Raw genomic sequence first — 24,295 nt, 5'->3', positions numbered from 1 at the left:
GATCAGCGCTTGGTGACCGACACCAACTCGACTTCGAAGTTCAGCGTTGCGTTCGGCGGAATCACGCCGCCCGCGCCGCGCGAGCCGTAGGCAATCGACGGCGGGCAGGTGAGCTTGGCCTTGCCGCCCGGCTTCATCTTCTGCACGCCTTCGGTCCAGCACGGGATCACGCCGTTGAGCGGGAACTCGGTGGGTTCGCCGCGCTTGTAGGAGCTGTCGAACTCCTTGCCGGTGTCGGGGAAGGTGCCGCGGTAGTGGACCTTGACCGTGTCGGTGGCGGCGGGCGATGCGCCGGTGCCCTCCTTGAGCGACTGGTAGATCAGGCCGCTGGGCGTGGTCACCGGTGCGGACTGCGCAAAGGCTGCGGGAATGGCAAGGACGGACACGAGAGCGGCACAGAAAAGAGTCTTCACGAAACACCTCGGGGATTGAAAGACCTCGATTATGGCCAGCGCCTGCATCGCCTCGATGTAGCGCGATGTAGGTAGTGGAACGACCCTTGCTTTGCTGGATGTGCACTGTCAACATTCACGAAGAGAGGAAGCCTCCATGCACGCCACCGAAGCCGCCCCGGCCGCATCGACTGCCCAGGGCACGGGCCATCTGAAGAAGGTCCTGGGCCCCATCCAGCTCTGGGGCATTGCAGTGGGCCTTGTCATCTCCGGTGAGTACTTTGGTTGGAGCTACGGCTGGAACACCGCCGGCACGCTCGGCTTCCTGGTCGCCACGCTGCTGGTGGCCACGATGTACACCACCTTCATCTTCAGCTTCACCGAGCTCTCGACCGCGATTCCGCATGCGGGCGGTCCCTTTGCGTATGCGCGGCGCGCCTTCGGGCCGACCGGCGGCTTCGTCGCGGGCTTTGCCACGCTGATCGAATTCGTCTTCGCGCCGCCGGCCATCGCGCTGGCCATCGGCGCCTACCTCAACGTGCAGTTCCCGGGCATCAACCCGAAGTGGTTCGCGCTTGGGGCATACGTGATCTTCATCGGGCTCAACTGGATCGGCGTCGGCATCGCCGCGGCCTTCGAGCTCTTCGTGACGGTGCTCGCGATCTTCGAGCTGCTGGTGTTCATGGGCGTGGTCACGCCGGGCTGGACGCTGGCGAACTTCGTCGCCAACGGCTGGGCCGGCGGCAACGTGCTCAACGGCGCGGCGATCTCGGGCATCTTCGCGTCGATTCCGTTCGCGATCTGGTTCTTCCTTGCCATCGAGGGTGCGGCCATGGCGGCCGAAGAAGCGCGCGATCCGCACCGCACCATTCCTATCGCCTACACCACCGGCATCGTCACGCTGGTGGTGCTGGCCTTCGGCGTGATGATCTTCGCGGGCGGCGTGGGCGACTGGCGCAAGCTCGCCAACATCAACGACCCGCTGCCGCAGGCGATGAAGGCGGTGGTGGGCGACAACAGCGGCTGGCTGCACATGCTGGTGTGGATCGGGCTGTTCGGGCTCATTGCGTCCTTCCACGGAATCATCATGGGCTACTCGCGCCAGATCTTCGCGCTGGCGCGTGCCGGTTATCTGCCGGCCTACTTCGCGGGCCTGAGCCCCCGCTTCGACACGCCGCACCGCGCGCTGCTGGCCGGCGGCGTCATCGGCGTGATCGCGATCTTCAGCGACGAGTGGGTGCAGTTCGGCGGCCAGACGCTCACCGCCAACATCGTGACCATGGCGGTGCTCGGCGCGATCGTGATGTACCTGATCTCGATGGCCGCGCTCTTCAAGCTGCGCAGGAGCGAGCCCGACCTGCTGCGCACCTACCGCGCGCCCTTCTATCCGGTGTTCCCGGCCATCGCGCTCGGCCTGGGGGTGGTGTGCCTCGGTGCGATGGTGTGGTTCAACTTCATGCTGACAGTGCTGTTCCTGGTGCTGATGGCCGCGGCTTACGGCTACTTTCTTTTGACCTCTTCGCAGCGCAAGGCGGCCGCGCCCGATGAGATGCTGTCTTCCTCGGCCACCAACGCCTGAGTCCACGCCCGAACGATGCGCTACCGCACCACCATCGCAGAACAGGTCTTCACCTTCGACGACCTGAAGCAGGTCATGGCCTTTGCCAGCCCCGCGCGCTCGGGCGACTACCTCGCGGGCGTCGGCGCCGCCACCGCGCAGCAGCGCATGGCCGCGCGCCATGTGCTGGCCGACACGCCGCTCAAGCAGTTTTTGACCGAAGCGCTCATTCCCTACGAAAGCGACAACATCACGCGGCTCATCATCGACGGCCACGATGCAGAGGCTTTCGCGCCGGTGTCGCACCTCACGGTCGGCGACTTCCGCAACTGGCTGCTGTCGGACGAAGCCACGACCGCCACGCTCACCGCACTCGCGCCCGGCCTCACGCCCGAGATGGTGGCGGCTGTGTCCAAGCTCATGCGCAACCAGGACCTGGTGTCGGTCGCGAAGAAGTGCAGCGTGATCACGCGCTTTCGCAACACCATCGGCCTGCCCGGCCACCTGTCGGTGCGGCTGCAGCCCAACCACCCGACCGACGACCTGCGCGGCGTGGCCGCCTCCACGCTCGACGGATTGCTCTACGGCGCGGGCGATGCGGTGATCGGCCTCAACCCGGCCTCCGACAGCATGCCGGTGCTGGGCCAGCTGCTGCACATGCTGAACGAGGTGATCCAGCGCTTCGAGATTCCCACGCAGAGCTGCGTGCTCACGCACGTGACCAACACGCTCAAGCTCGCGGAGGCCGGCGCGCCGGTGGACCTGGTGTTCCAGTCGATCGCCGGCACCGAGAAGGCGAACCTTTCGTTCGGCGTGACGCCCGAGCTGCTCGACGAGGCCTATGCGGCCGCGCTGGCCCTGAAGCGCGGCACCGTCGGCGACAACGTCATGTACTTCGAGACTGGCCAGGGCAGCGCGCTCTCGGCCAATGCGAACTTCGGCGTCGACCAGCAGACCTGCGAGGTGCGTGCCTATGCGCTGGCGCGGCGCTACAAGCCCTTTCTCATCAACACGGTGGTCGGCTTCATCGGGCCGGAGTACCTGTACGACGGCAAGCAGATCATCCGCGCGGGCCTCGAAGACCACTTCTGCGGCAAGCTGCTGGGCCTGCCCATCGGCTGCGACATCTGCTACACGAACCACGCCGAAGCCGACCAGGACGACATGGACACCCTGCTCGTGCTGCTGGGCACCGCGGGCATCAACTTCATCATGGGCATTCCGGGTGCCGACGACGTGATGCTCAACTACCAGAGCACCTCGTTCCACGACGCCCTGTTCCTGCGCCAGACGCTGGGCCTGAAGCGCGCGCCCGAGTTCGAGGCGTGGCTGCAGCGCATGCAGATCACCGATGCGGCGGGGCAGCTCGCACCGCCCTCCTCCAACCGACTGCTGGCCGACATGAGCGGGCTCAAGGCTTTCAAATCATGAGCGACGCCGTCACACCCAACCCCTGGGCGCAATGGCGCTCGGCCACGCCCGCGCGCCTCGCACTCGGCCGCGCCGGCGCCGGCATGCCCACCAACGAGACGCTGCGCTTCGGCTGGGCGCATGCGATGGCGCGGGATGCGATCCATGCCGCACTCGATGTCGATGCGCTCGAAGCCACGCTGAGCTCGCAGCATTGGGAAGTGGCCCGCGCCCGCAGCCGTGCAGCGGACCGCACCACCTACCTGCGCCGCCCCGACCTGGGCCGCCAGCTCGACGACCAGGACGACGGGCGCCTGCGCGGCATCGGCCGCTACGGCTGCGATGTCTGCGTCGTCATCGGCGACGGGCTTTCGTCGCTCGCCGTGGCGCGCCATGCCGCACCGCTGCTCGCCGCCCTGCGCGCGCAGTTGCCGGCCGACACGCGCTTCTCTCCCGTGGTCATCGCCACGCAGGCGCGCGTGGCGCTGGCCGACGAGGTGGGCGAACTGTTCGGCGCGATGCTCTCGGTGATGCTGATCGGCGAGCGGCCGGGCTTGAGTTCACCCGACAGCCTCGGCATCTACCTGACCCATTCGCCCAAACGCGGGCTGAACGATGCAGCGCGCAATTGCATCTCCAACGTGCGACCCGAAGGCCTGCCCTACGAAGCCGCCGCATTCAAGCTGGCATGGCTGATGCGCGAGTCCCTGCAAAGGGGGCTGACCGGCGTGGCGCTCAAGGATGAAAGCGATCTTGCGGTGCTGCAGCAGCACGATGCGCGAAGGCCGGGGCTGCCCGGATAAAGCAGGCGATCCAGCGCTCGTGCGGCGCGTGGCGGCCTTCATCGAGCAGCAGGCCGGCCGCATCGGCGCCTAGGCACCTGCGCTCGACTGCGCCGGGGCAGCCTATATAGACTTTGATTCCCCTGTCCCGGACAAGTTGGACGAAGGCACCGAAGATCCGGTCCGCGGATCGTTTTCAACGACGCGAATTGTTCATTCGTTCATTCACTCATTCAGCAACAAGACAGAAAGAGATCGCCATGGCAAAAGCCTATTGGGTCAGTGCATACCGAGCCGTCAAGGACGCCGACAAACTCGCGGCCTACGCGAAACTGGCCGGCCCGGCGATCGCTGCCGGCGGCGGGCGCTTTCTCGCACGAGGCCTCCCCGCCAAGGTCTACGAGTACGGTTTGCCCGAACGCACCGTGTTGATCGAATTCGACAGCGTCGAGCAAGCGACAGCAGTGCACGACAGCCCCGACTACCAGGCAGCGCTTGCCGCACTGGGCGACGGTGCGGAACGGGATCTGCGCGTCATCGAAGGGGTTTGAGCAACCCGGGGCGGGTGCGCGCCCGCAAGGCCAAAGGACACTCACGATGACCATCACCATCACCGCCTTTGAACGGTCGCCCGATGGCGGCAAGGGTCTGGCGCGCGACACGCGCGTGCGCTGGGCGCTGGAGGAAGTCGGCCTGCCCTACGAGGTGCGCCTGGTGCCCTTCCACGCGATGAAGGAGGCCGCGCATCTGGCGCTGCATCCCTTCGGCCAGATTCCCACCTACGAGGAAGGCGGCCTCGCGCTGTTCGAGACCGGCGCCATCGTGCTGCACATCGCCGAGCGCCGCCCCGGCCTGTTCCCCGCCGATGCCAACGCAAGGGCGCGCGCCATCACATGGATGTTCGCGGCACTCAATACGGTCGAGCCGCCCATCCTCGAACTCGTCACTGTCAAGTTCGTGGAAGGCGACAAGCCCTGGAAAGACGAGCGCATGCCCCTCGTGCATGACCGCGTGCGCGCCCGGCTGACCCAGCTTGCCACTCGCCTGGGCGAGACCGACTGGCTGGACGGCGGCTTCAGCGCCGGCGACCTATTGATGGTGTCGGTGCTGCTGCGGGCGAGACCATCCGGCCTGCTGGACGAGTTTCCCAGCCTGGCCGCTTATGTTGCTCGCGGCGAAGCGCGGCCGGCCTACCAGCGAGCGTTCGCCGCGCAGCTGGCGATCAACGCCGTGCCCTTGCCGGCAGGTTGACAGGCCGCCGCACTTCGGCTTGACGGTTATCGAGCTTCAGGCCGAACGCAACGTCAAACAATATCGGTCGAGCAAGTCAGCGCCTCATGGCGCTTCAAACTCGCAAGCATTGCATCGGACTTTGCTCGCACGAGCCCGAGCGCATCGCTGCCGATCAGCAAGTGCTCCGGGGGCTCCGGCATATCGACGAGCGCAAGGATCGCCGCAGCGGCCTTGTACGGATCGCCAAGCTGCTTGCCGCTCTTGTCGATGCGCGATTGCCGGATCGGATCGAACAGGCTGTCGTAGTCGCTGATGGCGCGCGCGCTGCGCACCATCGAACGTCCGGCCCAGTCCGTCCTGAAAGATCCCGGGGCGACCGCGGTCACTGCGATGCCGAGGCCCTTCACCTCCCTGGCCAGCGTCTCGGAGATCCCTTCAAGGGCGAACTTGCTGCCGCAGTAGTAGCTGATGCCGGGCATCGTGATGTAGCCCCCCATCGACGTGATGTTGATGATGTGTCCACGCCGGCGCTGGCGCATGAACGGCAGGAACGCCTTCATGACCGCGACCGCACCAAACACGTTGACGTCGAACTGGCGCCGCATTTCGTCGAGCGACGATTCCTCCAGGATGCCCTCATGGCCGTACCCCGCGTTGTTGATCACGACGTCCACCGGCCCGAGCTCCGCCTCGACGACAGCAGCGAGTGGTGCAACAGCGTCGAACTGCGTCACGTCGAGCAGTTTCACGTGCGCATCACCGCGAATCTGCGTTTGGAATTCCGCTGCTGCCTGCTCGTTTCGAACGGTTCCGACGACGCGGTGACCGGCCTGCAGCGCAGCGCTCGCGATGGCCCGGCCGAAGCCGCTGCTGACGCCCGTAATGAAGAATGTTCTGGTGTTTTTCATGCGTCGATTCTAGGAATCTAGGGTGCCGCCAAGCCAGTCGCAATCCTCTGTTTTGTTTGCCTATTCCTATGAATACCATCCATTTTTTTGCCGCTTATTGCCCGAATTGATGCACAGTACGCTGAATGAAAAAATCGAGCGCAACGCCCCTCGACAGCAGTTCTTCCAGCGCCCGCATGATTGCGCTCTTGAAGCAACTCGCACCGCAAGAGGGCTACACGCTGACCGCGCTTGCGGACGTGCGTTTTCTTCGCTCCGATCGCCCATTGGCTTCGACCCCCGTGCTCTACGAACCGGGCATCGTCATCGTCTGCCAGGGTCGCAAGCGGGGCCTCTGGGCCGATCAGGTCTACCTCTACGATGCCCAGCACTACCTCGCGGTGTCGGTGCCGGTCCCGTTCACCATGGAGACCGACGCCAGCGCCGACGCGCCTCTGCTGGCGATCTACTTCAGCCTCGACCTCACCGTCCTCGCCAGCCTTGCGTTGCAGGTCGACGAGCTCACCGAGCGTTCGAGCGCTGAACCCGTCGGGATGTTCTCGACACCGATGGACGACGCGCTGGCGCAGACAGTCCTGCGATTTCTCGAAGCGATGAGTTCACCCGTGGAGGCCGTGTTGCTCGGGCCGGCGATCGTGCGCGAGATCTACTTCCGGGTCCTCATCGGAGAACAGGGTGCATCGATGCGCGCGGCCCTCGCCGGTCAGGGTCAGTTCGGAAGAATCGCCAAGGCCGTGCGACGCATCCACACCTCGTTTGGCGATCGCCTCACCGTCACGCGCTTGGCCCGCGAGGCTGGCATGAGCATCCCTACGTTTCACGCCCACTTTCGCAGCGTCACCCAGAGTTCTCCGATGCAGTACCTCAAGTCGGTGCGCCTTCATCAAGCGCGCCTGCTGATGCTGCGAAACGGGAAGACAGCGTCCGCAGCGAGCCTGGAGGTCGGGTATGAAAGCGCGTCGCAGTTCAGCCGTGAGTTCAAGCGCTTTTTCGGGCGCAGTCCGGGCGATGAGGTGGCGCGCCTGAAGTCGAGCTTCGCGATGCCACCGTTGCCGGGAGCGCAAGAGTGGGTATCGTCGCATTGATCGACGAAGCAGGACTTGCGCAATGTGCGCAATTGAGTGAACGTCGTGGACGCTGTCGAGCAGCGGACGTCGCCTCGCCCAAACCAACGAAGTTGCGCGAAGGCCGGGGCAGACGATCCAGCACCCTCCTCACGCAAGCCCATTCTTCCAAACCTGCAAAGTTCGGCCCGTTTCGGATTTCGGCGAATTGCGATACTGCTCCGCCACTCCACCAAGCCTCAACTGCCCAGCAGCAGCTTGTACGCCGGTACGTCTTTTTCGAACACCTCGTCGAGCAGTTCCAGCCCTTCGAAAAAGCAATGATCCTGATCCTCTAGTTCGGCATGCGACGCCTTGTGCACCTCAAAAAGAATCTCGCTGCACGACAGGAGCCTTGAAGCGCGGACGGAAACGACCTTGCTCTTTGGCTGCCGCTCGTTGTTGTTGCCGACCACCCAGTACGTGTACTGCACGTCGAGAGCGCGAACCGGGAGCACCAGCCACAGACTGTCCCGTTCGACAGGCATGCCGACGTCTTCTCCATAGGCAGACAACGCTTCTTCCCATTCGACGATGGATTCAGGTGTGTCCCTGCTGAACGACCAAGCCAGGTCGGGAAGGATCGTGTGCGGCATCTGTTTCAAAAGAGTTCCTCGCAATTCGCTTGCGCGCATGCACATTGGAAAACGGACGCGAGCCCGAAAGCGATTGCCCTCAAACACGCACATCTTGGAGGCGTTCGCCTCGCCTGTATGTCCGCCGTCGCTGTTCCATTCTTCTGGTTTCTGTGACAACTGCAGGCCGGTGTCCAAAGGCTGCCTCTGGCCGACTTTAGCCGAAGCACTTCCAGCAGCGTCGGCCCACAGCAGACCCCAACCCTGGGCGCTACATTGCTCTCATGACCAGCACAAACACACTCCCTCCCGACCTTCAAGCCGCTGTGCGTGCACGAGACGAAGCCTTCTATGCCGTCGACCCTGCGCAATGGGGCAAGTACACAGCAAGCGACTTCACGACTGTCCAGCAGAACGGTGAATTCATGTCTCGGGCCGAACGGATCGGCAACCTGCAAACGCAGAAGCGGCGGCCCTATGTCCCGCGCGAACGCGAGCAACACGAACAGCAAGGCGACCTTGTAGTCACTCGATTTTTCAGCGGCAGGCTATGGGGAATGGAAGTTTGGAAGCGCATCGACGGTGCATGGGCCACCGTCATGACTCAAGCCACCACGGCGACTTCCGCCACGCCCTGACCAGGCCTGGCCTGGCCTGGCCTGGCACGGCTGATGCGTAGGTCGATGCGGAAGTGTCACGGGCGCCGCATACGTCCGCGCTTCTCATCGACAACGCACAACAACAGGGAACGCATGCACCGCCGCCTCGTCCTCCTCACCCCGCTCGCCACGGCGCTGGTCGCCACCGGCTGCGCCAGCCTCTCGCCCATCAAGGGTCTCTCCCCTGCCCATTGGGACGCCTTCAACCGCACGCAGATCGAAGGCCTGATTGCCAGCCTCGGCAAGGGCAGCCCCGGCTACAACGCCGCCAAGCCGCCGTACGTGGTGTTCGACTGGGACAACACCAGCGTCTTTCTCGACATCGAGGAAGCCTCGCTCATCTACCAGCTCGAGAACCTCGCCTTCGGTGCGACGCCCGCGCAGCTCGAAGTGGCCCTGCGCAAGAACATCCCGAAGAAAGACTTCCTGCCCGCGTACAACAACGCGGCGGGCAAGCCGGTCAACATCGACCTCGTGGTGCCCGACATCGTGGCCAGCTACACCTGGCTCTACCGGAACAGCAGCACCCTCAAGGGCAACCAGCCGCTGGCGGCCGTGAAGCTGAACCCGCACTACATCGCCTTCACCACCAAGGTGCGCTATCTCTATGAAGCCATCGGCGACACCTTCGACCACGGCACGGCCTACCCCTGGGTCACCTACCTCTTCGTCGGCATGACCGAGGCACAGGTGCGCAAGCTCACGGCCGACACGGTGGCGTGGCAGCTGAAGGAGCCGGTTGCCAAGGTCAAGTGGACTTCGCCAGCCGCACTGCCGGGCCAGGCGGGCGTGGTTTCGGTGAGCTGGAAGAACGGCCTGCGGCTGCAGCCCGAGATGCAGGAGCTGTATGCCGCGTTCCGCACCGCGGGCTTCGATGTGTGGGTGTGCTCGGCCTCGTTCGTCGACGTGATCAAGGAGATCTCTTCGAACCCCGCCTTCGGCTACAACAACCCGCCCGATCGCGTGCTGGCGATGGAACTGGAGCGCGACGCCAACGGCGTGATCCAGCCCGAGTTCCGCCGCGGCTACGACCAGACGCAGGGCCCGGGCAAGACGAAGAACATCCAGCGTTTCCTGGTCAGCAAGTACGGCTACGGCCCGAGCTTCATTGCCGGCGACAGCGAGGGCGACCAGAACATGATGGCCGACTTCGCCGACACGAAGAAGGTGCTGATCGTCAACCGACTGCGCGATCCGAAGACCGACATCGGCAAGTTCTCGGCGATGGCGGTGCAGAACTACGGCAAGCCCGACACCCGCTACCTGCTGCAGGGCCGCGACGACAACACCGGGCAGTGGGTGGCCTCGCAGCTGCACACACCGCTGGGTGCCACGCAAGGCAAGGCGCTCAAGTAGCCAGCCCGAGACAGCCCGGCCGCGGGCATCTGCCTATGATCCTGGCATCGAACACCAGGAGACAAAAGATGGCTGCCCGCTACCCCCTCGCCGAACTGAAAGACCTGCCCGAAGACATCCGCACCGCGATCCTCGCCGTGCAGGAAAAGGCCGGCTTCGTGCCCAACGTGTTCCTCGGCCTCGCGCGACGCCCGGCCGAGTGGCGCGCATTCTTCGCGTACCACGACGCGCTGATGCTCAAGGAAGAAGGCTCGCTCACCAAGGGCGACCGCGAGATGATCGTGACCACCACCAGCGCGGCCAACCAGTGCCTCTACTGCGTGGTGGCGCACGGCGCGCTCTTGCGCATCTACGAGAAAAAACCGCTGGTGGCCGACCAGGTGGCGGTGAACTACCGCAAGGCCGACATCACGCCGCGCCAGCGCGCGATGCTCGACTTCGCGATGAAGGTCTGCGACCGCTCGCACGAGATCGACGACAACGACTTCCCGCCGCTGCACGCCCACGGCTTCGACGACGAGGACATCTGGGACATCGCGGCCATCACCGCCTTCTTCGGCCTGAGCAACCGGCTCGCGAGCTTCAGCGGCATGCAGCCGAACAATGAGTTCTTCCTGATGGGGCGGTTGCCTCGCGAGAAGAAGTAGTCAAGGCACTCGCGTTCAGGCCTTCGCGCGGCAGGAGGCCAGCGCATCCAGCGCCGGCTTGTAGGTGGGCGTGTTCACGTCCATCACGCCCAGCACCGTGTGATAGAGGTTGTCGTGCGTGAGCGGCGCATCGAGCCCCGCCTCCATGCACGAACGCGAGAGCTTGCGGCGCTCGCTCAGGCCTTCGCCGAACCAGGTGACCATCGGCACGTGCTTCTGCGCCTCGGGCGCGAAGCTGTACGGCACGCCGTGCAGGAACAGGCCGTATTCGCCGAGCGATTCGCCGTGGTCGCTCACGTACAGCATTCCCGGGTCGTACTGCTTCGATTGGGCCTGGAGCCAGTCGATCGTGCGGGCGAGGAAGCGGTCGGTCTCCGCGATGGAGTTGTCGTAGACGTTCATCAGCTCGTTGTGCCCGCACTCGGCCAGCGCGTTGGTCTTGCACTCGGGCGTGAAGCGCTTCACGTCGGGCGCCGAGCGCTTGTAGTAGGCCGGCCCATGGCTGCCCATCTGGTGCATCACCAGCACCACGCCCTTGGCGCGGCGCTCGGCCGGCAGCGCGGCGATGCGCGCGTCGAGGTTCTTGAGCATCACGTCGTCCAGGCATTCATCGCCGTCGCACAGGGCTTTCTTCGTGGCGGCATCGAGCCCGTCGAAAGCCGATGCGTTGGGGATGCGCGTGCACACGTCCTTGCAGCCGGCCTGGTTGTCGAGCCAGAGCACGGCCAGGCCCGAGGCCTGCAACACGTCGACCAGGTTCTCGTAGTCGTCCTTGCGCGATTCGTAGCCTTGTTTGCCCAATGGCGAAAACATGCACGGCACCGAGGCCAGCGTGTTGGTGCCGCACGAGTGCACGTCGCGATAACTCAGCACGCCGCGCTTGGCCAGCTCGGGCGTGGTGTCTCGTGCGTAGCCGTTGAGAGCGAAATGGTCCGCTCGCGCCGTTTCGCCCACCACGATCACGAACATCGGGGGACGCGCTTGCGCTGCGTAGCTCGCGCCGAGCGATGTGCCGGCGGTGATCGGAATCAGCTTCCCGCTGCGCTTGAACAGCGGCTTGATGAACACGGCACCCGTCGAGTAAAGGCTCGCGATCGGGTTCATCATGTAGCGCAGGTGGATGTTGTTGCGCATCAGCGGCGCGAGTTGCCGGTTCATCGCCACGCCGGTGACCAGCGCCACCACCACGGCCAGCAGCAGCAGGGCCGCGTTGCGCCAGAGCTTGGAGAAAAAACGCATCGGCGCGATGCGCACGCGCCAGAGCAGCGCCCCCGCGGGCAATGCGACCACCAGCACGTTGAAGGCCATGCGCCAGCTCAGCAGGTCGCGCGCTTCGTTCGGATCGGTCTGCAGCGCGTTGGCGATCATGGTCGGGTCCATGACGACGCGGTACTCCAGCATGTAGTGCTGCGCCACCGCGGCCAGCACGACCACCAGGAACCACAGCGGCTTGACCCAGCGCGACCAGGCCGTGAGCGAGAGCATCGCCACCGTGCCGCACAGCGTGAGCAGGCTCATGGCGGCGACCGTCGGCAGGTAGGTGCTGGGCGCCCCGCCGATGCGGGCCAGCTCGTTCCAGAGCGGCCAGTTGGTGGTCAGCACCAAGTACAGGCCCAGCCAGAGCACGACCTGTGCGGCGGAACGCGGGCGTGCGAGCCATCGGTCGAGGCGTTTCCAGAGCGCTCCGGCCGCCGGAAAGTGTGGCGCCGATGCCTCGGAAGCCTCGGAAAAAGGCATGCGATGCGCGGGTGCGGGCTCGATACGCGAAAAAGACATGCAGCGACTGTAGGAGCCCTGCCTGAAAGGAGCCTGAACTCGCTGTTCAGGCCATGTTCAGGCTCGCCGTGCCCGTGCGCGCCTGCGACGGGCTGGCATTCTGGCCAAGGCGAGGCTCAGCGGGCGGCTCACGCCGCGCTCGACCAGGATCGACACCAGCGCGGCAAGGAGCACGGCCGCCGCAATGTCCGAGGGAAAGTGCAGCCCCAGGTAGAGGCGGCTCCAGGCCACCACCGCCGCCACCGCGAGCGCTGCCAGCATCGGTGCGCGCTGCGGCAGGCACCACAGCGAGAAGGCGGCGGCGAAGGTGCCCGCCGCATGCAGGCTCGGAAAGCCCGGCCGCATGCCTTGCGGCTCCCACTGGATGCCCAGCCCGTAGAACGCGGGTCTCGGGAACGGCAGGGCCGAGCGAAACACGTTCACGATGACCCAGGTCGCCAGCACGCTCACCAGCGCGGTGAAAAGCACATAGCGCCAGCGCTTGTCGACCATCGCAGCCGCGATGATCGTCACGGCCAGCAGGGCCGGCAGCACCTCGGAGGCGAAACGGGCGAATTCGATGAGCCACAGCGATGCGGAGGCGCCCGCGTTGAGCCATCCGAACAGAGCGAAATCAAGAGCTTGCATGGTGAAGAGGTGCTGCCGCGTCGGACAGATCGGACGGGTGGGGGTCGCGGCGCGTCACCGCCACGTCGATGGCAAACCCGACCACCCAGCAGACCCACGCGGTCCAGAGCGTGTGGCTCATGTAGTGGGCGCCGCGCAGTTGCTGCGACAAGCCCAGCGCCAGGCCTGCGACCACCGCCACGCCCAGCCAGATGAACGCCGCGCGGGAGGAAACCCGGCGCAGCACGAAATAACCGCCGACATAGGCGAACGCAGCCGAGGCGTGACCGGCGGGGAAGCACCCGCCCGCCCCGCCATCGTCGACACCCCACGACCAATGCGACACATAGCGCGCGACGCCGCCGAATTCCTTCAGGTCCCAGGGGCAGCTGGTGTCACTGAAATGCTTGATGAGGCTGATGGCCAGCACCGAGGCCAGCACGGTCGATGCGAGTTGCACCCGTTCCCGCGTGGCGAGCCTGCGCAGGATGCCCACAGGCCAGCGGATGGCCGCGAACAGCCCGATCACCAGCAGCCAGCTCAGGTTTCTGGCGCCCTCGTGCATCACATGGACCAGGAAGGGGTTGTCGCGCCACGGAAAGCCCATCGGCGTGCCGGCCATGTGTGCCAGCCAGAGGTCGCCGCCGGAGGCGTCCCACGTCATCAACAAGGCCAGTGCGAGCAAGGTCAGGACTCCGGAACGGAGATTTGCGGTGCGTGTCATTTGAAAAAACCAGGCCTCGACAAAAACTGGCGCGAGCCTACGTTCGCGAAATGAACCCAGTCTGAAGCGACCTGAACGAATCCTGACGCGGCCTCCCGCCGCCCTGCGGGCGCTAGACTTCGTGTTTTTACAGAGACACACCGCGTGCGCATATTGCTTGTCGAAGATGACACTTCCTTGGCAGATGCCGTGTGCAGCTATCTGCTGGCCAAGGCTTTCGTCGTCGATGTGGCGCCCAGCCTCGCCGAAGCACGCGGTGCCCTGCTCTCGGTGCAGTACGCGGCGGTGCTGCTCGACCTGCACCTGGGCGACGGCGACGGCCTCTCGCTGCTGCCGCAGGTGCGCGCGTTGCGCGAGCCGCCCATCGTCATCGTGCTCACGGCCCGCGACCAGGTCACCGACCGCATCCGCGGCCTCGACGCCGGTGCCGACGACTACCTCATCAAGCCGTATGACCCCGCGGAACTGCTGGCCCGGCTGCGCGCGGTCGAGCGGCGCCGCAGCGCCAACACCTCGCCGGTGCTGCAGCTGGGCACGCTGGAGATCGACCTGGCCCACGACCGCGTGCGCAAGGATGGCAGCCCCGTCGTGCTCACGCAAAAGGAATGGGCCTTGCTGCGCGTGATGGCCACGCGCCCCGAGCGCATCCACACGCGCGAGAACCTGGCCGACGCGCTCTACGGCTTCGGCGACGAAGCCGACAGCAACACGCTCGAGGTCTTCATCAGCCGCCTGCGCCGCAAGCTCGGCAAGAGCCACATCCAGACGTTGCGCGGCCTCGGCTACCGGCTGTCGTTCTCGGCGGACGACGACGAATGAGCACCGCCCGGCTTGCGAGTTCTGTGGGTGGTCGCGACTCGCTGGCCGGACGCCTCACACGCACCCTCATCGTGTGGGTCGGCGGCGTGTGGCTGCTGTGCGTGCTGGCCGTGGTCTGGTATGTGGACCGCGAGATCAACCACAACTTCGACAACGAGCTGGTCGAGGTGTCGCACCGCATGTTCGACATGGCCGTGCAGGAACTCGCCAAGCTGCAGCACAAGGGCGACGCACCGCCGGCCACGCCGCTGGTCGCACCCAAGCAGTTGTTCGCCGAAGACGCCGTTCTGTACCAGGTGGTCGACATTCACGAGCACGTGCTGCTGCGTTCGGCCGAGACGCCCGCCGACACCTTCGATGTGCCGCTGGCTCCCGGCTTCGCCAACAACCCGACCTGGCGCATCTACACCGTGCGGCACCCGACGCTCGGCCTCTACTTCCAGGTGGCCGACCCGCTCGACGAGCGCCGCCGTGCGCTCAACCGCACGCTGTTCGGCCTGATCATTCCGCTCGGTGCGGTGCTGCCACTGCTCGCGCTGGTGCTGCGCAATGTGGCGCGCACCGAGCTGCGCGTGCTGCAGCAGCTCGCGGGCGAGATCGAGAAGCGCAGCGGTGCCGACCTGCGGCCGATCACGCTGCCGGGGTTGCCGCAGGAGCTGCGCTCGGTGGGCGACCACGTCAACAGCCTGCTGGAGCGGCTGTCGCAGTCGCTCGACGTGGAGCGCGCACTCGCCGCCAACGCGGCCCATGAACTGCGCACGCCGCTGGCTGCCGCGCGCCTTCGTTTGCAGACCGCACTCGACCATGACCTGAAGCGTGACGACGTGCAGGGCGCGCTCCAGGCGCTGCAGATGCTGAGCCACCGCACCGAGAAACTGCTGCAGTTGTCGCGCGCGGAATCGGGTGCATCGCTCACGCGTGCGAGGGTCGACCTGGTTCAGCTCGCAGGCACCGTGGCACAGGAGTTCTGGCAAGACCCGCTGAACAACGAGCGCCTGAAGCTCAAGGTGCCCGACAGCGCGGCGCCGGTGGCCTTCGGCGATGTCGACGCGCTGGCGATCGCGCTGCGCAACCTCGTGGAGAACGCGTTGCGCTACGGCGGTGGCGGGCGCGTGGTGATCGAGGTGGCGGCGCCCTGCACGCTGGTGGTGAGGGACTTCGGCGCCGGCGTCAGCGCAACGCAGCTCAAGACGCTGCAGCAACGCCATGTGCGGCACGGCTCGGACCGCGCAGGCTATGGGTTGGGGCTGTCGATCGTGGGCACGATCGTCGAGAAGCACAACGCGAAGCTGGAGCTGGCATCCCCGCCGGTGGGGGCGGCGCAGGGGTTCGAGGCGCGGATTGTGTTGCGGCCGGCCTAGCGCGCTTTCGCCTTCTTCGGCATGAACTTGTTGGAGTTGTCGAAGCCGAACTGACCCGCCTTCTCCATCGCGACCGTCTTGTCGATCAGGTGCCGGCGCACAGGCTCCGGCAAGGCAAAGAATTCTGCATTGGCCCTCGTGCTGCGATCACCGTCCAGGATGCCGGTGATGGCGTGGATCACCACTTTTCGCCCCTGGTAGAACGCGACGATCTTGATGGCGCCCGAGTAGGCGTCGGTGTTGAAGCCGTCTTTCTCGCCCGGGGCGAAGAAGCGGTAGACGAGGATCGGCTCGACCGACCCGTCCGCATCGATATCTGCGAGCTCCAAGAGCTTCGACCTGAAGTTGATGCCGGCATCGTCCTTGCCCGCGAAGTCGCGAATCGACCATTGCCGCGCGAGGCTGCCGTCGCCTTCTACCTTGAAGAGCGTGGCCTGGATGACCGAGGACAGCATCTCGCCTGTGAACGGCACGTCCTGCTTTTCGGCGAGCAGCAACGCGTAGCTGCCGGAGGTGTCGGTGTAGCAGTAGCGCTTGAACACCGGGAGTTCGACGCCGGCTTTCTTCACCGCGTCGGCACTCAGGAAGGGCGCGTTGGCGGGGCATGCATTTTTTTCGGCCTTCGTCGTCTGGGCATGGCTTGCGGTGGCGAGCAACGCGAACGCGGCAAGCGACAGTACCTTGCGTTTCATCGTGCGCTTACTCGCTCACCAGCGTACGCAGCCACACCGGCAACGCCAACGCCTTCTGCTTCGGAAAATCCACCCAGATCGTCGTCGCCCCGCCCGCCGCGCAGATCACGTCGGGCGCTTCCTCGCGCGCCATCGTGCCCCAGCTCTCGAAGGTGGTGCGGCCCGGGTCGCTCACGTACATCTTCAGCAGCACGTTGCCCGGATATTCGATCTGCCGGTAGAAATTGCAGAAGGCATTGACGATCACCATGCCCTCGCCGCCCGGCTCCGGCTCGAAGCCGATCGAACGCATCCAGTCGATGCGTGCGGTTTCGAGGTAACGGAAGTAGGTGCCGTTGTTCAGGTGGCCCATGGCGTCCATGTCGCCCCAGCGGATGGGGATCGACATTTCATACACGAGCTTCTTCTTTTCGGGGATTTCGATTCTCATCGGTGCGCCTTGATGGATGCGAGGATGCCCAGCACGAACAGCAGCGCCGCCACCCATTCGGTGGCCTGCGGCCAGCGGCCGTCCCAGACGAAGGAATAGAGCAAGGCGAACAGCGTCTCGCTCACGATCAGTTGGCCGCACAGGCTGGCCGAGAGGCGCTGGCTGGCGATGTTCCAGAGGATGGTCGCAAGCCACGACGAACCGAAGCCGCCCGCCAATGCGATCCAGACAAAGAGCATGCCGTCGGGCTGCGACTGCAGCGTGGCCATGTCACTGCCCGCCACCACCCACAGCAGCAGAGCGCCGAGGCCGGTGGCGATGCCGAGCCAGTTGGCCCAGTCCGTCGCGTTGAGTTCGGTGTGGCGCTGCAGCCATTTCGCGTTGAGCAGGCCGTAGATCGTCCAGCTCACCATCGCGCCGAGTGCCAGCGCAATGCCCCAGCCGTAGCGCACCCCACCTTCGCGATGCTGCGTCGCCCACGCGCTCCAGATCATCAGCGCGATGCCCGCGCCCGTGAGCAACAACCCCGGCAGCAGCGCGCGCATGCGCAGCCCCGCGGGCCGGCCGAGCAGCATCATCCAGACGGGAATCGTGCCGATGATGAGGCTGGGCACCTCGGTACCGGCCGCCACGATGCCGAAGGCCAGCAGCAGGTAGTAGCCGCTGAAGCCCAGCACACTGAGCCCGAGCGCCGCGAGCGCCTGCCGTCCATTCGGCCAGCGCACGGCCGCCGGCCGCGCGAACACTGCCAACGCCGACACGGCACCAAACACCGCGAAGCGCGCGGCCGTGATGTCGACCATGCCGAAGTGGCCGACCATGCGCGGCGCCACGAACACCAAGCCCCAGAGCGCGCCCGCGCCCAGGCCGGCGGCGATGCCGATCCACGCGCGTGGAGTCAGAGCGCGAATCCGTCGTCGGCAGCGATCACCGCGCCATTTACAAAATGGCTCTGGCCGCTGGCCAGCAGCACGATCAGGCCGTCGAGGTCTTCGGCCTTGCCCACGCGCTTGCGCGGCAGGATGCTGACCAGCTTGGCGCCAGCCTCGGTGGTCCAGAGTTCTTCGTTGAGCTCGGTGGCGATGTAGCCCGGGCACAGCGCATTCACGTTGATGCCGAAGCGGCCCCACTCGAGCGTCATGGCCTTGGTCATCTGCACCACCGCGGCCTTGCTCATGCCGTAGGCACCGATGTTCGGCACCGCCTTGAGCGCGGCCACCGAGGCGATGTTGATGATGCGACCGCCGATGTAGGTGCCCGGTGCCGAGCCGTCGGCGCGCGCCAGCATGCGCTTGCCCACTTCCTGTGCGACGAAGAAAGCGCCCTTGAGGTTCGTGTCGAAGATGAAGTCGTAGTCGTCGGGCGTCACGTCCTGCAGCTTGTTGCGGATATTGACGCCGGAGTTGTTGACCAGGATGTCGATCGGGCCGACCTCGGTCTCGGCGCGTGCCACGGCGGCCTTGATGCTGCCGTGGTCGGTCACGTCGAGTTCGACCACGTGGGCGTCGCCGCCCTCGCCTTCGATGCGGGCGCGCAGCTCCTTGAGTTTTTCGACCCGGCGGCTGGCCAGGACCACCGCGGCGCCGGCGCGCGCCAACGTTTTCGCGAATTGGGCGCCGAGTCCGCTGGAGGCGCCGGTGACGAAGGCCACGCGGCCCGAAAGATCGATGCTGTAAGCCATGAAAACGGGTCCTGGTGAGTCGCGGAGGTGACGGGTTGCGCTCCCCCTAAAATGTTTCGCGCCCTCGTAGCGTCCGAGCCTCAAAACATTATCGACCAGACCCACATGACCCACGACGAAATCCTTGCCCAGTTCGGCCCTCGCGAAGCCATGGAATACGACGTGGTCGTGGTCGGTGGCGGCCCGGCCGGCCTCTCGACCGCGATCCGCCTGAAGCAGCTGGCGGCCCAGCACGAGAAGGAAATCTCGGTCGTGGTGCTCGAAAAGGGCTCCGAGCCCGGCGCGCACATCCTCTCGGGCGCCATCATGGACCCGCGTGCGCTCAACGAGCTGCTGCCCGACTGGAAGGAACTGGGCGCCCCGCTGAACCAGCCCGTCACCGACGACGCGATGGTGTTCCTCGGCGAGAAGTCGGGCCTGCGTACCCCCAACGCCTTCCTCCCCGCATGCTTCCAGAACCACGGCAACTACATCATCAGCCTGGGCGCCTTCACCAAGTGGCTGGCGCAGCAGGCCGAAAACCTGGGCGTGGAAATCTTCCCCGGCTTCCCGGCCGCCGAGGTGCTCTACAACGAGAACGGCTCGGTGCGCGGCGTGGCCACCGGCAACATGGGCGTCGGCAAGGACGGCGAGCCGACCGAGAACTTCCAGCTCGGCATGGAGCTGCTGGGCAAGTACACGGTGTTTGCCGAAGGCGCGCGCGGCCACCTGGGCCGCCAGCTCATCGCCAAATACAAGCTCGACGAAGGCAAGGACCCGCAGACCTACGGCCTGGGCGTGAAGGAAGTGTGGGAAATCGACCCCAAGCGCCACCAGCCCGGCTTTGTGCTCCATACGGCCGGCTGGCCGATGAAGAGCGACACCTACGGCGGCGCCTTCCTCTATCACATGGAGGACAACAAGGTCACGATGGGCTTCATCACCGGCCTGGACTACAGCAACCCGTACCTGAGCCCGTTCGAGGAAATGCAGCGCTGGAAGCTGCACCCCAATGTGCGCTGGTACCTCGAAGGCGACGAGGCCAAGGGCATCAAGCCGGCCAAGCGCATCGGCTACGGTGCACGCGCCATCACGGCCGGCGGCCTGCAGTCGCTGCCCAAGACGGTATTCCCGGGCGGCGCGCTGGTCGGCTGCGAGGCCGGGTACCTGAACGTGAGCCGCATCAAGGGCAGCCACGCCGCCATCAAGACCGGCATGCTGGCCGCCGAAGCCGCCTTCGACGCAGTGCAGGCCGGCCGCCAGCACGACGAGCTCACGGCCTACCCGGCCGCGTTCGAGAAGAGCTGGCTGCACGCCGAGCTGAAGAAGGCGCGCAACTTCAAGGCCTGGTTCAAGAAGGGCCTCGTCGTCGCGACCCTCATGAACGGCATCGAGCAGTGGCTGCTCAAGGGCAACATCCCCTGGACCCTGCGCCGCACCAAACCCGACCACCAGTACCTGAAGCCCGCGGCCGAGTGCAAGCCCATCGTGTACCCCAAGCCCGACGGCAAGCTCACCTTCGACCGCCTCTCCAGCGTTTTCATCAGCAACACGAACCATGAAGAGCAGCAACCGGCCCACCTGACGCTCAAGGATGCGACGGTGCCGGTCAACATCAACCTCGAGAAGTTCGCCGGCCCCGAGAGCCGCTACTGCCCGGCCGGCGTGTACGAATTCGTGGGTACGGAAGACGGCAAGCAGCGCCTGCAGATCAACGCGCAGAACTGCGTGCACTGCAAGACCTGCGACATCAAGGACCCGACGCAGAACATCGTGTGGGTGACGCCTGAAGGCGGTGGCGGGCCGAACTACGTGGGCATGTAAGGCGCCCCCGCGCTGTTTCTGGAAGCCCTCTTCGGAGGGCTTTTTCATTTTTTTTCGCGAAGATGCGTCCGTTCGGAAACCCGCGGCGTAAATGGAAGCAGGACGGCGATGAAACATCGCCGTCCGCCAATCCATTCAACGACCATTCGAGAGGATCTTTCGCCATGAACACCATGCTCACCCGCATTGCCATCGCAGCCACCTTCGCCCTGGCCGCCGGCCACGCCCTCGCCGCGGACATGACGCCAGCACCCGCCCCCGCCGCCAAGGCCGCGCCGGCCAGCAACCTCGCCGCCGCCCGCGCGCTGATCGCCGACAGCAAGTGGGCCGCCGCCGTCAGCGAGCTCGAGCGCGTCAACGACACCGGCAACGCCGACTGGAACAACCTCATGGGCTATACGATGCGCAAATCGGGCGCGGGCAAGTGGGTGGCTTCGGAGAAGTACTACGACGCAGCCTTGAAGATCAACCCGAAGCACCTCGGCGCGCTCGAATACTCGGGCGAGCTGTACATCTCGATGGGCGACCTGCCCAAGGCCGAGCAACGCCTGGCCGCGCTGGGCCAAGCCTGCAACATGAGCTGCGGCGAATACAAGGACCTGAAGGCCTCGGTCGAAAGCTTCAAGGCGAGCGGCGGCAAGAAGAGCTGAAGCCCTGCGGCCGCGGCCGCAGGGCTGTCACGGAGTGCAATACTCGCGCGCATGAATGGACATCCTCCGGACAGCCTGCAGACGTTGATCGCCGCAGCGGCGCGCGGGGACCACGCGGCCTTCGCCCAGATCTACGAACGCACGCACCTGCACCTGTTCGGTGTCGCGGTTCGTATGTTGGGCAATGAACAGGCAGCCGAAGACGTGCTGCAAGAGGCCTTCGTGAACATCTGGAAGAACGCGGCCAGCTACCGCGCCAGCGTCGACGGCCAGGAGATCCAGCCGATCACCTGGCTGATCGCGATCGTGCGCAACAAGGCGCTCGATGCGCTGCGTTCGCGCACCCGGCGCAGTGCGCACGAGCAGCCGCAGCAGCACTTCGATGCCGAAGACGACATCGAGGTGCCGCATGGCACCGACACCGCGCCCGGCGCGCTGCAGCTCTTCGAGCAGGCCATGCAGGCGCTGCGCATCGAAGGCTGCATGGCGGCGCTGGACGGCAGCTTTCGCCAGAGCCTCGCGCTCGCCTACTACCAGGGCCTGTCGCACACCGAGGTGGCCGCGCAGATGAATGCGCCGCTGGGCTCGGTGAAGGCGTGGATACGCCGCGGCCTCGACAAGCTGCGCGCCTGCCTGAGCGCGCAAGGAGTCACGCCATGAGATACACCGACACCAAGCTGCTCGATGCGCTCGCATCGGCCTATGTGCTCGGCACGCTCGAAGGTGGTGCGCGGCGGCGCTTCGAACGCCTGCAGCGCGACCGCGTCGACGTGCGCGCGCTTGTGGTGCAGTGGGAGCAGCGGTTGGGCAAGCTGGCCCTGTCGGTGCCGGCGCGCCGGCCCTCGGCCGATCTGTGGCGCGTGATCGAGGCGCGCACACGGCCGGCTGCAGAACACAAGGCATCCACTTCGCGCTGGCCGGCATGGCTTCGTCCCGCGGGCTTCGGGCTTGGCGGCATCGCGGCCGGGGTGATCGCCGCGAGCGCGCTGATCCTTTCTGCACCCGGCCTCTTCATCACGAGCGACCAGCTCGCGATGCGCTCGGGCGAACGGCTGCCGCAAAGCTATGTGGGCGTGCTGACCGATGCGCAGGGCCAGGGCCGGCTGCTCGTGAGTTCGCTGCGGCATGGCAAGACGCTCACGCTCAAGGTGCTGGGTGCCGCCCCCCTCTCACCTGCGTTGGCCAGCGATGAGCGACTGGTCTTGTGGGCTTTACCCGCCGACGGGGCGCCTTTCGCCATGGGAACGGTTCCGGCCAGCGGAACCCAGGTGTCGGCCCTGCCCGACACCTCCGAGAAACTGCTGTCGAAGGTGTCGCGTCTCGTCGTCACGCGCGAGCGCACGGCGACGCCTGCAACCCCGAGTGCCGACGTGGTGTTGAGCGGAAGCTGCGCCAAGCTCTGGTGAGGCCGATGAGGGCGTTTTCACGGGTGGCGTCCGTGAAACTCCCGACACGGCAAAGCCCCCGGTTGCGGCATAGTCGAATGCGCCTGACGCATTCCTGACCCCGACCCTATTCCCCCCGGAGACACCATGAAACTCGGCCACATCGCCGCCGCCTGCCTTTCGCTCGCCCTGGGCACATCCGCCCTCGCCCAACAACCGACGGTGCTGAAGATCGGCTACGCGACCTCCAAGGAGTCGCACTACGGCGTGGGTTCCACGGTGTTCTGCGACGAGGTCGAGAAAGGCACGCAAGGCCGCTTCAAGTGCCAGCACTTCGCCAACTCGGCCCTGGGCGGCGAGCGCGAGCAGATCGAGGCGATCCAGCTGGGCACGCAGGACCTGGTGAACACCTCGACCGGCCCGGTGGGCAACTTCGTGCCCGAAGTCAAGATCGTCGACATCCCCTTCCTCTTTCGCGACTACGACCACGCACGCAAGGTGATGGACGGCCCCATCGGCCAGGACATCCTCACCAAGTTCCCGAGCAAGGGCATCATCGCGCTGGCCTGGACGGAGAACGGCTTTCGCCACATGACGAACAGCAAGCGCGACATCGTCAAGCCCAGCGATGCGGCGGGCCTGAAGATGCGCACCATGGAGAACAAGGTGCACATGGACGGCTACCGCACCTTCGGCATCCTGCCGACGCCGATGGCCTTCCCCGAACTCTTCGGCGCACTGCAGCAGGGCACGGTCGACGGGCAGGAGAACCCGATTCCGGTGATCCTGGCGTCCAAGTTCTCGCAGGTGCAGAAGCACCTGTCGCTCACGGGACACGTGTATTCGCCCGCGCTGCTGCTGCTCTCGCCGAAGGTGTGGAACAAGCTCTCGGATGCCGACAAGAAGGTCTTCGTCGATGCCGCCAAGAAGGCTGCCGTGGCCCAGCGCAAGAAGGTCAACGACGACGAGAACAACGGCATCGCCCAGCTCGAGAAGGACGGCATGAAGGTCACCAAGACCGTCGACGGTGCCGCCTTCCGCGAAGCGCTGAAGCCGGCTTATGCGGGCTACGCCAAGGAGTTCGGCGCCGACAACATCAAGAAGATCACGGACGTCCAGTAAGCCTGCGCGCCCGCTTCCTGTGACGACCGCGCCCGGCCCGCTTCAGTGCGCCGGGCGCTTCGCTTTTTCCAAGACCCCGAGACCGAGATCGAGAACAACAACGTGCAAGCCTTCGAGCGCTACTTCCTTGCCGCCAACCGCTGGGCGCTGATTCTTCTGCTGGCCGCCATGTCGGTCATCATCTTCACCAACGTCGTCATGCGCTACACCACGAGCAACTCGCTTGAGTGGGCCGAAGAGGTCTCGCGCCACATGATGATCTGGCTCACCTTCCTGGGCGCCGGTCCGGTGCTGCGCTACGGCGGCCACATCGCGGTCGAGAACCTGCAGGACGCATTGCCGCGCGCGGGCGCCATCGCGGTGCGCGCCTTCGTCGCCGCACTGCTGTTCGCCTTCTTCGGCTTCATGGTCTGGTACGGGTGGCTCTACATGCAGCGCACGATGTTCCAGCTCACGGCCGTCACGCAGATTCCGTTCGCCTACATCTACAGCGCGATGCTGTTCGGCGGCGTGCTGCTGATCGTGCACTGGCTGCTGGTGGTGCGAGGCTACGTGATGAACCGCGAGTTCGCCTCCGACGCCCACTTCGACGCCAACGCCTCGGCGTCGCTGTAAGGAGAACG

27 protein-coding genes are annotated in these 24,295 nt (G+C 65.6%); 17 read left to right on the top strand and 10 right to left on the bottom strand.

Annotation, left to right across the window (positions count from 1 at the left end):
- Positions 1 to 2: 2 nt before the first annotated feature.
- Entirely contained in the window at positions 3 to 413 is a 411-nt protein-coding gene (locus ACSFA7_RS02960) for an FKBP-type peptidyl-prolyl cis-trans isomerase (protein ID WP_435497996.1), read from the bottom strand.
- A gap of 136 nt (positions 414 to 549) precedes the next feature.
- Here ACSFA7_RS02960 and eat point away from each other — a divergent pair, with 136 nt between their 5' ends.
- From eat to ACSFA7_RS02935, 5 genes are all read left to right on the top strand, one after another.
- Positions 550 to 1,971 carry an ethanolamine permease gene (eat, locus tag ACSFA7_RS02955; protein WP_435497995.1) on the top strand — a complete coding sequence of 474 codons (1,422 nt, stop codon included), beginning with the start codon at positions 550 to 552 and terminating at the stop codon, positions 1,969 to 1,971.
- Between the two features lie 15 nt (positions 1,972 to 1,986).
- Positions 1,987 to 3,381 (top strand): ethanolamine ammonia-lyase subunit EutB, encoded by a 1,395-nt coding sequence (locus ACSFA7_RS02950; protein ID WP_435497994.1) that lies wholly within the window; start codon positions 1,987 to 1,989, stop codon positions 3,379 to 3,381.
- Positions 3,378 to 4,163 (top strand): ethanolamine ammonia-lyase subunit EutC, encoded by a 786-nt coding sequence (gene eutC / locus ACSFA7_RS02945; protein WP_435497993.1) that lies wholly within the window; start codon positions 3,378 to 3,380, stop codon positions 4,161 to 4,163. Before ACSFA7_RS02950 ends, eutC begins: the two co-directional genes overlap by 4 nt.
- A 239-nt stretch (positions 4,164 to 4,402) precedes the next feature.
- Positions 4,403 to 4,693 (top strand): DUF1330 domain-containing protein, encoded by a 291-nt coding sequence (locus tag ACSFA7_RS02940; protein ID WP_307647572.1) that lies wholly within the window; start codon positions 4,403 to 4,405, stop codon positions 4,691 to 4,693.
- 46 nt (positions 4,694 to 4,739) lie between these two features.
- Positions 4,740 to 5,393 carry a glutathione S-transferase family protein gene (locus tag ACSFA7_RS02935; protein ID WP_435497992.1) on the top strand — a complete coding sequence of 218 codons (654 nt, stop codon included), beginning with the start codon at positions 4,740 to 4,742 and terminating at the stop codon, positions 5,391 to 5,393.
- A gap of 53 nt (positions 5,394 to 5,446) precedes the next feature.
- Here the strand turns inward: ACSFA7_RS02935 and ACSFA7_RS02930 are convergent, their stop codons facing one another.
- Positions 5,447 to 6,283: an oxidoreductase gene (locus ACSFA7_RS02930; protein ID WP_435497991.1), complete on the bottom strand. Its 837-nt coding sequence runs from the start codon at positions 6,281 to 6,283 to the stop codon at positions 5,447 to 5,449.
- A gap of 125 nt (positions 6,284 to 6,408) precedes the next feature.
- Here ACSFA7_RS02930 and ACSFA7_RS02925 point away from each other — a divergent pair, with 125 nt between their 5' ends.
- Entirely contained in the window at positions 6,409 to 7,368 is a 960-nt protein-coding gene (locus ACSFA7_RS02925; RefSeq protein WP_435497990.1) for an AraC family transcriptional regulator, read from the top strand.
- A 218-nt stretch (positions 7,369 to 7,586) separates the two neighbouring features.
- Here ACSFA7_RS02925 and ACSFA7_RS02920 read toward each other — a convergent pair whose 3' ends face one another.
- On the bottom strand, positions 7,587 to 8,159 hold the full coding sequence (locus ACSFA7_RS02920) for a hypothetical protein (RefSeq protein WP_435497989.1): 573 nt from the start codon (positions 8,157 to 8,159) through the stop codon (positions 7,587 to 7,589).
- A gap of 86 nt (positions 8,160 to 8,245) precedes the next feature.
- On the opposite strand from ACSFA7_RS02920, the gene ACSFA7_RS02915 reads away from it, so the two are divergent.
- The 3 genes from ACSFA7_RS02915 (at position 8,246) to ACSFA7_RS02905 (ending at position 10,623) form a co-directional block, all read left to right on the top strand.
- Positions 8,246 to 8,599 (top strand): nuclear transport factor 2 family protein, encoded by a 354-nt coding sequence (locus ACSFA7_RS02915; RefSeq protein WP_435497988.1) that lies wholly within the window; start codon positions 8,246 to 8,248, stop codon positions 8,597 to 8,599.
- 114 nt (positions 8,600 to 8,713) lie between these two features.
- Complete coding sequence (locus ACSFA7_RS02910) at positions 8,714 to 9,976, top strand: HAD family hydrolase (RefSeq protein WP_435497987.1); 1,263 nt, start codon at positions 8,714 to 8,716, stop codon at positions 9,974 to 9,976.
- Positions 9,977 to 10,044: 68 nt separating this feature from the next.
- Positions 10,045 to 10,623 (top strand): peroxidase-related enzyme, encoded by a 579-nt coding sequence (locus ACSFA7_RS02905; RefSeq protein WP_435497986.1) that lies wholly within the window; start codon positions 10,045 to 10,047, stop codon positions 10,621 to 10,623.
- 15 nt (positions 10,624 to 10,638) lie between these two features.
- Here the strand turns inward: ACSFA7_RS02905 and ACSFA7_RS02900 are convergent, their stop codons facing one another.
- Genes ACSFA7_RS02900 through ACSFA7_RS02890 form a run of 3 tightly spaced genes read right to left on the bottom strand, consistent with a single transcriptional unit; the run spans position 10,639 to position 13,690 of the window.
- The gene (locus tag ACSFA7_RS02900; RefSeq protein ID WP_435497985.1) at positions 10,639 to 12,399 is read right to left on the bottom strand and encodes a phosphoethanolamine transferase; all 1,761 of its coding nucleotides are present in this window, start codon (positions 12,397 to 12,399) and stop codon (positions 10,639 to 10,641) included.
- 57 nt (positions 12,400 to 12,456) lie between these two features.
- Positions 12,457 to 13,026 (bottom strand): phosphatase PAP2 family protein, encoded by a 570-nt coding sequence (locus ACSFA7_RS02895; protein WP_435497984.1) that lies wholly within the window; start codon positions 13,024 to 13,026, stop codon positions 12,457 to 12,459.
- Positions 13,013 to 13,690, bottom strand: a complete 678-nt coding sequence (locus ACSFA7_RS02890) for a phosphatase PAP2 family protein (RefSeq protein WP_435497983.1) — start codon at positions 13,688 to 13,690, stop codon at positions 13,013 to 13,015. Before ACSFA7_RS02890 ends, ACSFA7_RS02895 begins: the two co-directional genes overlap by 14 nt.
- 183 nt (positions 13,691 to 13,873) lie before the next feature.
- On the opposite strand from ACSFA7_RS02890, the gene ACSFA7_RS02885 reads away from it, so the two are divergent.
- Both ACSFA7_RS02885 and ACSFA7_RS02880 read left to right on the top strand, forming a co-directional pair.
- Positions 13,874 to 14,548 (top strand): winged helix-turn-helix domain-containing protein, encoded by a 675-nt coding sequence (locus ACSFA7_RS02885; protein WP_435497982.1) that lies wholly within the window; start codon positions 13,874 to 13,876, stop codon positions 14,546 to 14,548.
- A complete protein-coding gene (locus tag ACSFA7_RS02880; RefSeq protein WP_435497981.1) occupies positions 14,545 to 15,909 on the top strand; it encodes a sensor histidine kinase in 1,365 nt (454 codons plus the stop codon). The genes ACSFA7_RS02885 and ACSFA7_RS02880 overlap by 4 nt, the downstream gene beginning before the upstream one ends.
- Here ACSFA7_RS02880 and ACSFA7_RS02875 read toward each other — a convergent pair.
- The 4 genes from ACSFA7_RS02875 to ACSFA7_RS02860 form a co-directional block, all read right to left on the bottom strand.
- Positions 15,906 to 16,601, bottom strand: coding sequence for a M949_RS01915 family surface polysaccharide biosynthesis protein (locus tag ACSFA7_RS02875; protein WP_435497980.1), 696 nt, complete (start codon positions 16,599 to 16,601; stop codon positions 15,906 to 15,908). The two genes, ACSFA7_RS02880 and ACSFA7_RS02875, sit on opposite strands and share 4 nt — an antisense overlap.
- Positions 16,602 to 16,608: 7 nt before the next feature.
- A complete protein-coding gene (locus ACSFA7_RS02870) occupies positions 16,609 to 17,031 on the bottom strand; it encodes an acyl-CoA thioesterase (protein WP_435497979.1) in 423 nt (140 codons plus the stop codon).
- Positions 17,028 to 17,852, bottom strand: a complete 825-nt coding sequence (locus ACSFA7_RS02865) for a DMT family transporter (protein WP_435497978.1) — start codon at positions 17,850 to 17,852, stop codon at positions 17,028 to 17,030. The genes ACSFA7_RS02870 and ACSFA7_RS02865 overlap by 4 nt, the downstream gene beginning before the upstream one ends.
- Positions 17,853 to 17,929: 77 nt before the next feature.
- Positions 17,930 to 18,712: an SDR family oxidoreductase gene (locus tag ACSFA7_RS02860; protein WP_435497977.1), complete on the bottom strand. Its 783-nt coding sequence runs from the start codon at positions 18,710 to 18,712 to the stop codon at positions 17,930 to 17,932.
- Between the two features lie 105 nt (positions 18,713 to 18,817).
- Between ACSFA7_RS02860 and ACSFA7_RS02855 the strand changes: the two genes are divergently transcribed.
- From ACSFA7_RS02855 to ACSFA7_RS02830, 6 genes are all read left to right on the top strand, one after another.
- Positions 18,818 to 20,515 carry an electron transfer flavoprotein-ubiquinone oxidoreductase gene (locus tag ACSFA7_RS02855; RefSeq protein WP_435497976.1) on the top strand — a complete coding sequence of 566 codons (1,698 nt, stop codon included), beginning with the start codon at positions 18,818 to 18,820 and terminating at the stop codon, positions 20,513 to 20,515.
- A 164-nt stretch (positions 20,516 to 20,679) separates the two neighbouring features.
- Positions 20,680 to 21,165 carry a tetratricopeptide repeat protein gene (locus ACSFA7_RS02850; RefSeq protein ID WP_435497975.1) on the top strand — a complete coding sequence of 162 codons (486 nt, stop codon included), beginning with the start codon at positions 20,680 to 20,682 and terminating at the stop codon, positions 21,163 to 21,165.
- Positions 21,166 to 21,216: 51 nt separating this feature from the next.
- The gene (locus ACSFA7_RS02845; protein ID WP_435497974.1) at positions 21,217 to 21,825 is read left to right on the top strand and encodes an RNA polymerase sigma factor; all 609 of its coding nucleotides are present in this window, start codon (positions 21,217 to 21,219) and stop codon (positions 21,823 to 21,825) included.
- Positions 21,822 to 22,571 carry an anti-sigma factor gene (locus ACSFA7_RS02840; RefSeq protein ID WP_435497973.1) on the top strand — a complete coding sequence of 250 codons (750 nt, stop codon included), beginning with the start codon at positions 21,822 to 21,824 and terminating at the stop codon, positions 22,569 to 22,571. Before ACSFA7_RS02845 ends, ACSFA7_RS02840 begins: the two co-directional genes overlap by 4 nt.
- Positions 22,572 to 22,697: 126 nt before the next feature.
- Positions 22,698 to 23,672, top strand: a complete 975-nt coding sequence (locus ACSFA7_RS02835; RefSeq protein WP_435497972.1) for a TRAP transporter substrate-binding protein — start codon at positions 22,698 to 22,700, stop codon at positions 23,670 to 23,672.
- Between the two features lie 102 nt (positions 23,673 to 23,774).
- A complete protein-coding gene (locus ACSFA7_RS02830; RefSeq protein WP_206178510.1) occupies positions 23,775 to 24,287 on the top strand; it encodes a TRAP transporter small permease in 513 nt (170 codons plus the stop codon).
- Positions 24,288 to 24,295: the final 8 nt, after the last annotated feature.

This window comes from Variovorax trehalosi (genome assembly GCF_051216415.1).
Classification (GTDB): Bacteria; Pseudomonadota; Gammaproteobacteria; order Burkholderiales; family Burkholderiaceae_C; genus Variovorax.
Note: the sequence above shows the minus strand (reverse complement) of the source record. Positions and strands in the feature narration are given on the sequence as shown.

Coding starts and splice junctions, on each gene's coding strand:
- ACSFA7_RS02835 (WP_435497972.1), top strand. CDS start 22,698: ATGAAACTCGGCCACATCGCCGCCGCCTGCCTTTCGCTCGCCCTGGGC.
- ACSFA7_RS02930 (WP_435497991.1), bottom strand. CDS start 6,283: ATGAAAAACACCAGAACATTCTTCATTACGGGCGTCAGCAGCGGCTTC.
- ACSFA7_RS02940 (WP_307647572.1), top strand. CDS start 4,403: ATGGCAAAAGCCTATTGGGTCAGTGCATACCGAGCCGTCAAGGACGCC.
- eutC (WP_435497993.1), top strand. CDS start 3,378: ATGAGCGACGCCGTCACACCCAACCCCTGGGCGCAATGGCGCTCGGCC.
- ACSFA7_RS02840 (WP_435497973.1), top strand. CDS start 21,822: ATGAGATACACCGACACCAAGCTGCTCGATGCGCTCGCATCGGCCTAT.
- ACSFA7_RS02850 (WP_435497975.1), top strand. CDS start 20,680: ATGAACACCATGCTCACCCGCATTGCCATCGCAGCCACCTTCGCCCTG.
- ACSFA7_RS02860 (WP_435497977.1), bottom strand. CDS start 18,712: ATGGCTTACAGCATCGATCTTTCGGGCCGCGTGGCCTTCGTCACCGGC.
- ACSFA7_RS02950 (WP_435497994.1), top strand. CDS start 1,987: ATGCGCTACCGCACCACCATCGCAGAACAGGTCTTCACCTTCGACGAC.
- ACSFA7_RS02865 (WP_435497978.1), bottom strand. CDS start 17,852: ATGGTCGGCCACTTCGGCATGGTCGACATCACGGCCGCGCGCTTCGCG.
- ACSFA7_RS02935 (WP_435497992.1), top strand. CDS start 4,740: ATGACCATCACCATCACCGCCTTTGAACGGTCGCCCGATGGCGGCAAG.
- eat (WP_435497995.1), top strand. CDS start 550: ATGCACGCCACCGAAGCCGCCCCGGCCGCATCGACTGCCCAGGGCACG.
- ACSFA7_RS02915 (WP_435497988.1), top strand. CDS start 8,246: ATGACCAGCACAAACACACTCCCTCCCGACCTTCAAGCCGCTGTGCGT.
- ACSFA7_RS02875 (WP_435497980.1), bottom strand. CDS start 16,601: ATGAAACGCAAGGTACTGTCGCTTGCCGCGTTCGCGTTGCTCGCCACC.
- ACSFA7_RS02895 (WP_435497984.1), bottom strand. CDS start 13,026: ATGCAAGCTCTTGATTTCGCTCTGTTCGGATGGCTCAACGCGGGCGCC.
- ACSFA7_RS02870 (WP_435497979.1), bottom strand. CDS start 17,031: ATGAGAATCGAAATCCCCGAAAAGAAGAAGCTCGTGTATGAAATGTCG.
- ACSFA7_RS02900 (WP_435497985.1), bottom strand. CDS start 12,399: ATGTCTTTTTCGCGTATCGAGCCCGCACCCGCGCATCGCATGCCTTTT.
- ACSFA7_RS02905 (WP_435497986.1), top strand. CDS start 10,045: ATGGCTGCCCGCTACCCCCTCGCCGAACTGAAAGACCTGCCCGAAGAC.
- ACSFA7_RS02925 (WP_435497990.1), top strand. CDS start 6,409: ATGAAAAAATCGAGCGCAACGCCCCTCGACAGCAGTTCTTCCAGCGCC.
- ACSFA7_RS02855 (WP_435497976.1), top strand. CDS start 18,818: ATGACCCACGACGAAATCCTTGCCCAGTTCGGCCCTCGCGAAGCCATG.
- ACSFA7_RS02845 (WP_435497974.1), top strand. CDS start 21,217: ATGAATGGACATCCTCCGGACAGCCTGCAGACGTTGATCGCCGCAGCG.
- ACSFA7_RS02880 (WP_435497981.1), top strand. CDS start 14,545: ATGAGCACCGCCCGGCTTGCGAGTTCTGTGGGTGGTCGCGACTCGCTG.
- ACSFA7_RS02910 (WP_435497987.1), top strand. CDS start 8,714: ATGCACCGCCGCCTCGTCCTCCTCACCCCGCTCGCCACGGCGCTGGTC.